8 protein-coding genes are annotated in these 11237 nt (G+C 50.7%); all 8 read right to left on the minus strand.

From position 1 onward, the window contains the following. Positions 1 to 175: 175 nt before the first annotated feature. The 8 genes from AS151_RS17270 to glpD all read right to left on the minus strand — a co-directional run bounded on the left by AS151_RS17270 (position 176) and on the right by glpD (position 11069). Positions 176 to 1573 (minus strand): MFS transporter, encoded by a 1398-nt coding sequence (locus tag AS151_RS17270; RefSeq protein WP_071518311.1) that lies wholly within the window; start codon positions 1571 to 1573, stop codon positions 176 to 178. 92 nt (positions 1574 to 1665) lie between these two features. After that, entirely contained in the window at positions 1666 to 2793 is a 1128-nt protein-coding gene (locus AS151_RS17275) for an ABC transporter ATP-binding protein (protein ID WP_071518312.1), read from the minus strand. Positions 2794 to 3495: 702 nt separating this feature from the next. Next, positions 3496 to 4341, minus strand: a complete 846-nt coding sequence (locus AS151_RS17280) for a carbohydrate ABC transporter permease (protein ID WP_084639700.1) — start codon at positions 4339 to 4341, stop codon at positions 3496 to 3498. A gap of 47 nt (positions 4342 to 4388) precedes the next feature. Further along, positions 4389 to 5387, minus strand: a complete 999-nt coding sequence (locus AS151_RS17285; protein ID WP_071518313.1) for a sugar ABC transporter permease — start codon at positions 5385 to 5387, stop codon at positions 4389 to 4391. 46 nt (positions 5388 to 5433) lie between these two features. After that, complete coding sequence (locus AS151_RS17290) at positions 5434 to 6729, minus strand: ABC transporter substrate-binding protein (protein WP_071518314.1); 1296 nt, start codon at positions 6727 to 6729, stop codon at positions 5434 to 5436. 41 nt (positions 6730 to 6770) lie between these two features. Then, the gene (locus tag AS151_RS17295) at positions 6771 to 8099 is read right to left on the minus strand and encodes an ABC transporter substrate-binding protein (RefSeq protein ID WP_071518315.1); all 1329 of its coding nucleotides are present in this window, start codon (positions 8097 to 8099) and stop codon (positions 6771 to 6773) included. A gap of 163 nt (positions 8100 to 8262) precedes the next feature. Beyond that, positions 8263 to 9294 (minus strand): NAD(P)H-dependent glycerol-3-phosphate dehydrogenase, encoded by a 1032-nt coding sequence (locus tag AS151_RS17300; RefSeq protein WP_084639696.1) that lies wholly within the window; start codon positions 9292 to 9294, stop codon positions 8263 to 8265. 65 nt (positions 9295 to 9359) lie between these two features. Beyond that, entirely contained in the window at positions 9360 to 11069 is a 1710-nt protein-coding gene (gene glpD, locus AS151_RS17305; protein ID WP_071518316.1) for a glycerol-3-phosphate dehydrogenase, read from the minus strand. Positions 11070 to 11237: the final 168 nt, after the last annotated feature.

An 11237-nucleotide genomic window follows, 5' to 3' on the forward strand; every position in this document is an offset into this window, starting at 1 on the left:
AGTATTTGTCGGTGCCATGACCCTAAAAACGTAGCCCCCAAAGGGCTTAGGCTGGTCAGCTACCTGAAGCTGGAGGCATGAAGCTCCCGTGCTTCAGCCGGGGGTGCTGACAAAGTTTCGTCGAAGCAGCCGAACCGCTATCCAAAATTATTTTAACCCACTGCGCGCCTGGGTTTTACAATTGTGGTTCTACCTTGCCAGGCAACTTGGAAGCTTTGCCGGCTTCTGTCGCTGGTTGAGTGGAACCGGCTTGCTCTCCTTTTTCGGCTTCTGCATTCACCCGTTGGGTCAAAATGGCGGCAGCGATGAAGAAGAAACCGCCCAAAACGACAGCACTCAAGCGGTTGTCATTGAGGAAATTCTCCATCAGCCAACCCATTCCCAGAGAAATGGAAATTTGCGGCAGAACGATGAAAAAGTTGAAAATTCCCATATACGTACCGCTGCGATGTTGGGGAATGCTGCTGACCAGCATGGCATAGGGCATTGCCAAAATGCTCGACCAAGCCACACCAACGCCCAACATAGCGACCAACAAGGTATATTTATCTTCAATGAACGCCAGAGAAATGAGACCTACAGCACCGGCTAGCAAACAAATGCTATGGGTAATTTTGCGGCTGGTAGCTTTGGCTAAAGGTTCTAGCAAAAAGGAAAAGCCAAAACAAACGGCATTGTATACCGCCATACAAATACCTGCCCATTCAATCCCTTCTGCGTATAGGGGAGAACTTTCGCTGGTTGCACCAAACACATTGCGCGCCACGGCCGGTGGAAAGAATAGAAACAACGAATACATGCCGCAAAAGCTGAAGAACTGTACCCAAGAAAGCTGGCGCATGGTTTGGGGCATTTCTTGCAGGGCAGAGAAAATCCGCTGTGCGCCGGCAACCAAGCCACCATTGCGTTTTTGTCGTTCCCGGAACGCTTCCATGTCAACGGGGGGATACTCCCGGGTGTTAAACACGGTCCACAAAACGGTGGTCAGAAAAAAGGCAGCGCCAATGTAGAAGGAAATGACAACGTTAAAGGGAATTTCCCCAGATTGGTTGCCTGTTTCCACCAAACCAAACACATTTTTGAGCAACCAGGGCATGGCAGAAGCAGTGACTGCCCCCAAACCAATAAACAAACTTTGCATGGAAAAGCCCTGGGTGCGCTGTTCTTTAGGCAGCAAGTCTCCCACAAAGGCACGAAAGGGTTCCATGCTGATGTTGACCGAAGTATCGAGAATCCACAGGCATCCCGCTGCCATCCACAAAGCGGATGAGTGGGGCATGGCAATCAATGCTAGGGAGCTAAAAATCGCACCTACTAAAAAATAGGGGCGTCGCCTGCCCAGAAAGTTCCAGGTATGGTCGCTCATGTGCCCAATAATGGGCTGTACGATTAAGCCGGTTAGTGGGGCAGCCAACCACAAAATGGGGATTTCGTGGGCATTTGCACCCAGATGCTCGAAAATGGCACTCATGTTGGCCATTTGCAAGCCCCAGCCAAACTGAATGCCAAAAAAGCCAACGCTCATGTTGATGAGCTCGAAAACATTCAAAGTTTTTCTTTTATTGGTATTCATAGTAATGTGGCACGTCTTCCTTCGTCGATCGCGGAAAAACGAGAAAAAGGAAGTTTCCGGCCTCCTTGCTCTGTGCAATGGGGCGATGAAACTCACCGCTGCTTTTCTTTTTCAGATGCGATCGCTTCTTGAGATCGTTTTTCAAAAATATGGAAACGAGACATATCTACTGTCGCTGTGATTTTATCACCCACGCGAACGCGCGATCGCGGATCGAAGCGACCGATCGCTTCTCGATCTTTCCCGGTTTTTAGATAAACAATATTTTCATTTCCCAAAGTTTCGGTTACCGTTACTTCCGCTTGGATGGAAACCGGTTGAATTTCCATTGGGGTATAGTTGGGATCGTGAATGTTTTCAGGACGAATCCCAAAAATCACGTCGTATCCTTTGTACGGTAAATACAGCTCCCGTTTTTCTTCGGGAATTTCCAACTTAAACGAATCGGTGGCCACAAATAGCTGCCCGTCTGGACCTTCCACCAGTTGGGCATCAAAGAAATTCATGGCCGGACTGCCCATAAAACCAGCTACAAAAACATTTTGAGGATGGTTGTACAAGTTTTCTGGCGTATCGATTTGTTGCAAAATTCCCCCGTTTAACACGGCAATGCGGGTGCCCATGGTCATAGCTTCCACTTGGTCGTGGGTAACGTAGACAAAGGTGGCCCCCAAATCTTTATGGAGTTTGCCAATCTCTGCCCTGGCTTGCACCCGCAATTTGGCGTCGAGGTTGGAGAGGGGTTCGTCCATTAAAAACACTGCCGGATTGCGTACAATGGCCCGACAAACGGCAACCCGCTGTCGCTGCCCCCCGGAAAGCTGTTTGGGTTTGCGATTGAGTAGGTGTTCGATGCCCATTTGTTCGGCGGCGGCTTGCACTCGCTTTTGGATTTCCCGTTTGTCAACGCCATGGAGTTGCAAGCTAAATGCCATATTTTCGTAAACCGACATATGCGGGTACAGGGCATAGGATTGAAAGACCATGGCAATATCCCGGTCTTTGGGGGGAACGTGGTTGACGATTTCTCCGTTAATGGAAATGTGACCTTCGGTAACCTCTTCCAAACCCGCTAGCATGCGTAGGGTGGTGGTTTTACCGCAACCGGATGGTCCTACAAAAACCAAGAATTCCCGATCGCCTATGTCAATATCTAAGTTGTCTACTGCTACGAAACTATCAAAGCGCTTCGTAACGCGATCTAATTTTACGTTAGCCATAGTATTTGTTTGAGTAGTTTGCCGATCGAGCTGCTATTGTTGCCTCCACCAAGCTAAAATTCCTTTTGTACGGAAATTCAGTGTTTCTCAGTCTCTTCGGGCGAAAGGTGTCATGACCGAAATAACGGAGTCTGCTACGAGACCAAGGCTGGACTAACCGAACGCAATCAACACGAATGTCGATTTTGTCCAGTGATTGGGTTAGTCATACTGACACGTGAGCGAAGCAAGATTTGCTTTCGATGGGACGAAAAACAATTGGTTGCAAGCTTGAGCGGTTCGACGGCGCTCAGCACAAGCAAAAGGAACATTGGTTAAAACCAGCGTTCCCACAATGGTTCACCAGGTATTTTTATATACAGTCATACGAGGTTTTGAATGTTCGTCATCTCCGTACAACCAGCGATCGCTACAAGACGAATTGTAGCTTTTCCAATTGACGGCTAAACGGTTATTGCAAACGGGCAACGGGCCAGACAATTGGATGTATCCAACTTTAAGCCATTGCCTTGGGAAGGGCACATATTTTTAAATTAATTTAAGTTCTTTCGCCTAAAAGTATAACATTTTTGATAAAAATTTGCTTTTATAGGGAGGGGAATCAACGGGAGTTGGGGCAACCACAGGCGGATTGCCCCGACAAAAAACTGTGGTTTGGTGTCGGGAATTGGGTATAGTTGCCGACTCCCACACCAAAACCCACTAACCTTTGACCGAACCAGCCAAAATACCGCGGATGAAATACCGTTGTAGGGCAAAGAAGACAATTAAGGGCACAATCGTGGAGATAAACGCTCCAGAGGTGAGCAAATGCCAGTCTTGCCCGCGGGAACCGACCAAATTGGATAAACGATAGGTAACGGGGGCAACATCTGAAGTTCCCCCTAGAAATACTAAGGCAACCATGAGGTCGTTCCAAACCCAGAGAAACTGGAAAACGGCAAAAGAAGCGATCGCGGGTAACGATAGCGGTAAAATCACCCTAGAAAAAATAGTCATGTGGGAAGCCCCGTCTACCTGGGCAGCTTCGATTAAATCCTTGGGCAAGGTACCAATATAATTGCGCAGCAGGTAAATCCCCAAAGGCATGCCGTAGCCAGTGTGTGCCAGCCACAGACCGAGAAAAGTCCCCGAAATCCCCAAGAAATTGTACGCCCGCAGCAGGGGAATAAAAGTCATTTGGAAGGGAACCACCAGCAATCCCACCACGATAAAGAAAATCACCTGACGACCGGCAAATCGCATCCAGGAAAGGGCATAGGCAGCAAAAGCAGCCATGGCGATGGGAATAATGGTGGCGGGAACGGTAATGGTCAAACTGTTGAGGAATGCTTGCCCCATGCCTTCTGCAGTTAGCACTTGGATATAGTTTTCTAGCTGAAAGTTGGCATCAAAGGGATTTTGTAAAACCGTCCACCAACCAGTTTCCAAAATGGCTTCTCGCGGGCGAAATGAAGTAATCAACAGCCCCAACGCTGGTAGCAGCCAAATAGCACAAATTACTAACAGGGTAACGTGAACCGGGAGTTTGGTTAAGAAACTTTCCAAGCGATCGCCGATACTTTTGGTTTGGGTTGGTTTTACCGTATTGGAAGTCACTGATTTTCCTCCTGTTTTCTGAAGCGATGGATGTTGTAGATAATGATGGGCACCACAGCAATCAACAGAATGGTGGCAATGGCACTGCCGCGACCGTAGTTATTAAACTTGAACATTTCCTTAATCATGCGGCTAGCCACCACTTCCGTACCGAAGTTGCCGTTGGTCATTACCCAGACAATATCGAACAGCTTTAAGACCAACACAATGATGGTGGTTGCTACCACAGTCATGGTGGAACGAATGGTGGGAATGGTAATGCGCCAGAAAATTTGAAACTCGTTGGCACCGTCAATGCGAGCTGCCTCAATCATGTCTTTGGGAATGCCCTTCACAGCCGCCGATAGCAACACCATGCAGAAACCCGTTTGTAGCCAAATCATGATCGCCAGCAAGGCAGTGGTGCCCAGTACGTTGGCACCCAGAAAGTTAACCCGTTCCACCAGCCAACCCACTGGGTCAAAGCCCAATGAGGTAACAATGGCATTTAAAAGCCCAATTTGATTGTCTCCTTCCGGGCGATAGGCATAAACAAAGCGCCAAATGACGCTAGCACCCACGAAAGAAATCGCCATGGGCGTAAAAATAACTGATTTAGCAATGGGTTCGTAGCTAACCCGGTCCATGAGAACCGCCAAAATCAAGCCTACGCTGACGCTAACGCCGGTCACCAAGACAATCCAAAGCACGTTGTTGATAAGAGCAACCTGCATATCGTTGTTGGTGAAAGCAAAAATATAGTTTTTCAGACCTACAAAGGTTTCTGTGGCTGGTCCAAAGAAACTATAAAAAATCGTAATCAGCGTGGGGATGACCAAAATCAGCCCCAATACCAACAAAGCTGGACCAACGAACACCCAAGGTAAAAGGCGCGATCGCCATTTGTAAGGCAGTCGTTCCACAGCATAATTTAAGGCAATAAACAAAGCAATGACGCCGCCGGATCCAACTGCGATCGCCAAAAACACGTTGAAAACCCGACCCAAAATCTCCATAATGACCTCATATCTTGGCTGCAGACATCTAAGGAAAACCTACAATTTAAGATTCTTCCGGCCAGCTATCTTCAATATTTTGCAAAACCCGATCCAACTCTTTACCATTCAAATAATTCACCACCCCCGACCAAAACGTGCCCGTTCCAACGCTAGGCGGCATCAAATCCGACCCATCAAAACGGATCGTCTCCGCATTCATCAGCAACTCCGCCTGACGCCTAGTCACTTCATTGGGATAGGTATCCAAACTCACCTGACGATGGGGAGACAAATAGCCCCCCAGCCTCGCCCAAGCTTCGTGGGGTTTGGGACTCGCCAAATATTGCATCAATGCCCGCGCTTCGGGGGTATCGTTAAACATAGCAAACACATCCCCCGCCACCAGCAAAGGTACATCTTCCCCTTCTGACATAGGCGGCAGGGGAAACACATCCGCATCTTCGCCCAACGTCACATCCTGGGGAAAGAACGACTCAATAAAACTCCCCTGACGATGCAAATAGCAGCGAGGGGGTTGGCGAAACAAGCCGTTAACGGAATCGCCATAGGGAGTACTGAGAACCCCCACAACGCCTCCGACAACGTATTCAGAATTACGGGCAATTTCGCCAAATTCTTCAAAAGCATTTTTCACCGCCGAATGGGTAAAAGGAATTTCGTGGTTGACCCATTGGTCGTAAACCCGGGCACCCGCCGTACGCAACATAATATCCTCAATCCAATCCGTACCCACCCAACCCGTGGTTTCGCCGCTGTCTATCCCCAAACACCAGGGAATTTTGCCATCATCCACAATTTGTTCGGACAGCTGCATCATCTCCGACCAAGTTTGGGGAATGCTGTACCCCTGCCTTTGAAACTCCTGGGGATTGTACCAAACCAAACTTTTCACCGAGGCGGAATACCACAAACCGTAGGCTCGGTCGTTGACGCTGCCCAACTCCAACCACTGCCGGGGATAAGATTTCTCCAGCTGCGTGCGTGACATAAACGTATCCAAAGGCACCAATTCCCCTGCTTGGGCAAACCGCTGCAGCAAACCGGGTTGGGGAAACATAGCCACATCGGGGGGGTCGCCAGACTCCACACGTACTGGTAAAACCGTGGCGAAGGCGTTGGCCCCCTCATAGGCTACTTCAATGCCCGTTGCCTCGGTAAAAGGTGCTAACACCCTTTCCAACTGCTGTTTTTGCTCTCCCGTCATGGGGCTGAGCAGGGTCACCGTCCGCGTGGGCTCAGCCCTTTCTCCTGTAGATTCCTCGGCGGTGGGCGTACAAGCCCCCAACAATAGGGATAATCCCAATATAGAACCAGTTGCCAGGAATACTTTCTTCCCCATTCCCTTTACCTCAACCGAACTTTGCCATCTTCAGGTCCATCCTACTGGGATTCGGGCCAGCTGCTTTCAATGTTTTGCAGCACGGTTTCCACATCTTTACCGTTAATATAGCTAACTACACCGCTCCAAAAGGTGCCAGTCCCCACTTCACTGGGCATTCTGTCGGAAGCGTCAAAGCGGAACGTGTCGGCGTTTTGCAAAATTTGAGCTTCTTTTTTGGTGAGTTCGTTGGGATAGGCATCCAAACTGACCTGTTTGTGCGGAGAAATATAGCCGCCCAAGCCGGCCCAAATTTCGTGGGGTTTTGCTGTGGCCAGGTATTGCATGAGCTGGCGGGCTTCGGGGGTGTTGTTAAACATGGCAAAGGCGTCTCCGGCTGCCAAAATGGGGGTACCGTACTGTTGGTCGATGGATGGCAGGGGGAACACGTCCAGGTCTTCGCCCAGTTGGACGCTATCGGGGAAGAAAGTGGCGATAAAGTTGGCTTGCCGGTGCATGTAGCATTCCGGAGGATCGGAGAGCAATCCTTTGGGAGAATCGCCAAAGGGGGTAGTCAAGACACCTACGGTGCCGCCAACCACATAGTCGGGGTTGCGGACGATGTTGCCAAATCTTTCAAAAGCATTTTGCACGGCGGAATGGGTGAAGGGAATTTCGTGGTTGACCCATTGGTCGTAGGTTTCAGGACCAGCGGTGCGCAGCATGATGTCTTCGATCCAATCGGTTCCAACCCAACCGGTGGCTTCGCCGCTTTCCATGCCCATGCACCAAGGGGTGTTGCCGTCTTGGACCATGCGTTCGGATAGCTGCATCATTTCGTCCCAGGTTTCGGGAATTTCGTAGCCGGCGGCTTGGAATTCTTCTGGGTTGTACCACACTAGGCTTTTTACGGAGGCACGATACCAAAGACCGTAGGTTTGGTTGTTAAATTCCCCCAGACGCAGCCACTGGTCGGGATAGGCGTTGGTGAGGGTTTGCTGTTCCATGAACTGGTTGAGGGGCACGAGTTTCCCGTTTTCCGCGAAATTACGCATAAGCCCCGGTTGGGGGAACATGGCAATATCAGGGGGATCGCCGGAGTCTACTCGGGCTGGTAGGAGGGTGGCAAAGGCGTCGGTACCTTCGTATACTACGTCAATGCCGGTTTGTTCTGTGAAGGGTTCTAGGGCTTTTCGGAGTTTTTCTTCTTGTGCGCCGGTTACCACGCCGAGAATTCTGACTTGCCGTTGGTTTTCTGATTCTCCACCGCCATTGGCACAGCCGACCAACAGGGTGGAACAGGTGGCCGCAATGGCTAGGCATTGACCAATTTTGCTTGCGGTGCGCTTCGTTGAGTTGCAATGCAATTCGGGGATAATTCTTGGGAGCATAAAGATCTTGATTTCCGCTTCTTTCGCTTGGCTAATTCTTTGCCATCTCTAATGGGTGAAAAAAAGTCAGGTCAAAGGAAGCAGCCAGCTTGATGAAAGCGAGTCAGTTTTCAGCTTTGGTTGCCTTTGACCTGTAGGCTCTGGCCTGGGTTGGCTGTTTTGATTATATATCCAAATCTGCAAATTCCGATTTGAGTTCGCGTTCCATGAGGGCCTCAATGGCTTTGGCAGGGGAAATTTTTCCCTCTAGCAAGCGTTCTACCTGACAGGCGATGGGAACGTCAATATGGCGATCGCGAGCCAGACGCATGAGCACGTGGGTGGTGTTCACCCCTTCTGCGGTGCTGTGCAGCTCTTCTAGAATGTCGTCTAGGGCTTTGCCTTGGGCCAAGCCGTAGCCCACGCGGTAGTTGCGGCTGAGGGAGCTGTTGCAGGTGGCCAGCAAGTCTCCCAAACCGGCCAGTCCCCAGAATGTTTCTGGATTGGATCCGAGTTCGGTACCGACGCGCATCATTTCGGCCACCGCCCGGGTCACCATGGCTGACTTGGCGTTGGTGCCCAGTTGCAAGCCGTCGCACACGCCAGCGGCAATGGCTACTACGTTTTTCAAAGTCCCTCCCAGTTCCGTGCCTATGGGGTCGTTGTTGGTATAGGCGCGGAAACTATCGGAGGAGAACATGATTTGTACGGCTTCGGCGGCTTTTTCGTATTTGCTGGCAACGACGGTAGCTGCGGGCAATCCCTTTTCAATTTCTTTGGATAAGTTCGGTCCTGAGAGGACCACGATGGCATGTTGGGGAAAGGTATCTTCCAGAATGGCGGAAGGGGTACGGGTAGTTTCTGGGTCCAAGCCTTTGGTGGCAGTAACCAAAATAACGTGGGGGGGCAGGCCGATTTCTTTCATTTTGGTGGCGGTTTCGGTTACCCCTTTCATGGGAATGGCAGAAACCACCATATCGACCCCATCCAGGGTATCTTCCAAACTGACAGAACTACGGCGAGACCAGACCCGCACTTCGTGACCGTTGTTGCGGGCTAGGGTAGCCAGAGCGCTTCCCCAGGCACCAGTCCCTAAGACGGCGAGGGTGGCTTGTTCGATTTGAATGGATTCAAAAGCATGCAGCTCTTCGCACACCTGGTGGGCGAGTTGCGTTTGCTGGGTGGTGGATTGGGTTTGGGATAGGTCTTGTACCATAAGTGTCTTTTAGGAATTTGTGAGACAACCATGAGCGGCTAAACCGGCAAAAGCCAAATGCGCTCTTATCTATCTCTGGCTTGGGTGCGGGTAGCCGACAATTCTTTCTGATGCGTTGGCAGGGCGTATTCGGGGATGCAGTTGTTTTCCATGTAGCGGCGATAGGCATCAAGCTCCTGTTCGCTTTGGTTCGCCGACCAACCACCGTACTGCTGCAAGGTGTCCACAACGGTATCCACGGCATCAAAACCGTAATTTCCCTGCATGGCTAAAACGGTGCGGCGGCGCATAATATCGAGTAGGGTACGGGCGTGTTCTTTTTGGATGGCGTAGACCGCTTGGGCTTTGATATCGGGATATCCAGGCGCGATCGCTTCTGCCAGTTCTGGTGTTTCGTCGCACCAAGCCAATACTTCTAGAGCTCTGGCCCCATAGATGGAAAACAAATGGTGTAAGGTAGTCATGGGAATGCGATCGCTATACTGGCGCAGAGCTTCCTGCAGCCGCAAGTCGCTGGGCAAAATCGCCCCGGGCAGGGGTTTTTGCTGGGTTGGGCAAGCCGGTGCTTTCCGGTTCATTTTTTTGTACGCCGCATCCACTAGTTCTTCACCCACCTGGCGGTAGGTGGTTAGCTTGCCACCAATCAAAGAAATCAAATTGCGAACGTTATCCTGGGTGTGGTCGTAAAGAATATGCCGGCGGGTGACGCTGCCCGGTTTTTTGCCTTCTTGATTGGGCAAAGGACGTACGCCAGCGTAGGTAAATAATACATTTCCCCGGGTGAGTTGGGCGCTGGGAATCACCAAATTGGTTTCGCGCAGCAAATAGTCGATTTCCTCGTTGCTGGCTTTGATGGTATCCAAATCGCCGCGGTAGGGAATATCGGTGGTGCCGATGAGGATTTTCCCCAGCCAGGGAACGATGAAAAAGGGACGACCGTCGCTTTTGGCTTCCACGTAGAGGGCGGTTTCTGGGGCACCGGCAAAGGTATCTACAATGATGTGGCTGCCTTTGGTCCCGCCAATTTTCTTCTCTTTGCTTAAAGCAACTGTTTTTCCGTTTTCTACACCCCGCTGGCAAACTCGATCCACCCAAGGACCGGCGGTATTGATAACTACAGCATTTTCGCTGCCGCCTACGGTAAATTCCGTATCCGTGAGGCGATCGCGGGCGGTTATTTGGGTGATGCGACCTTCACTACGCTGCAACTGCTCCACTTGTGCGTAGTTGAGGACTGTAGCACCGGCTTGTTCTGCCGCCAAAATATTTTCCCAGCACAACCGTTCTGCATAAGCTGCTTGAGCGTCGTAATATTGCGCGCCGCCGTTGAGATTTTCGGTGTCGAGGTGGCGAAATACTTGCCGGAATTTCTGTTTGGGCAGCATCCGGTGTCCCGGCAGGCTCTTGTCAAAACTAAAAATATCGTAGAGAATCATGCCGGCGTTGATTTTCCAGTAAGGACGCGATCGCTGGCCGTATACAGGCACCGTTAGCATCAAGGGGTGGACCAAATGGGGTGCCGTACGCAGCAGAATTTCCCGCTCTCGCAAGGATTCGCGCACCAGGGAAAATTCAAAATATTCCAAATATCGCAATCCCCCATGCACCAGCCGCGTAGACCAACTGGACGTACCGCTGGCAAAATCATCTTTTTCCAGTAGGATGGTTTTCAAACCCCGCAGTGCGGCGTCTCGCGCTACGCCTGCACCGTTAATACCACCGCCGATAACGATTAAATCGTAGGTTTGCTGTTGAATCGCTTCCAAATTTCGCATGTCTACAATCCATTGCTGCTCGAAATCAAAGCCAGGATATTTCCGTGACGTTCTCCCGACGCTGACCTTCGGTACAACGCGGGTTTCACTGGATCGCTGGAGCGACTACCTGCTTCGTTCGGTCTGGTCTGGGCAATGCCCCCGACAGACCCCGTCCACAGGCGATTT

Source organism: Geitlerinema sp. PCC 9228 (genome assembly GCF_001870905.1).
Taxonomy (GTDB): Bacteria; Cyanobacteriota; Cyanobacteriia; order Cyanobacteriales; family PCC-9228; genus PCC-9228.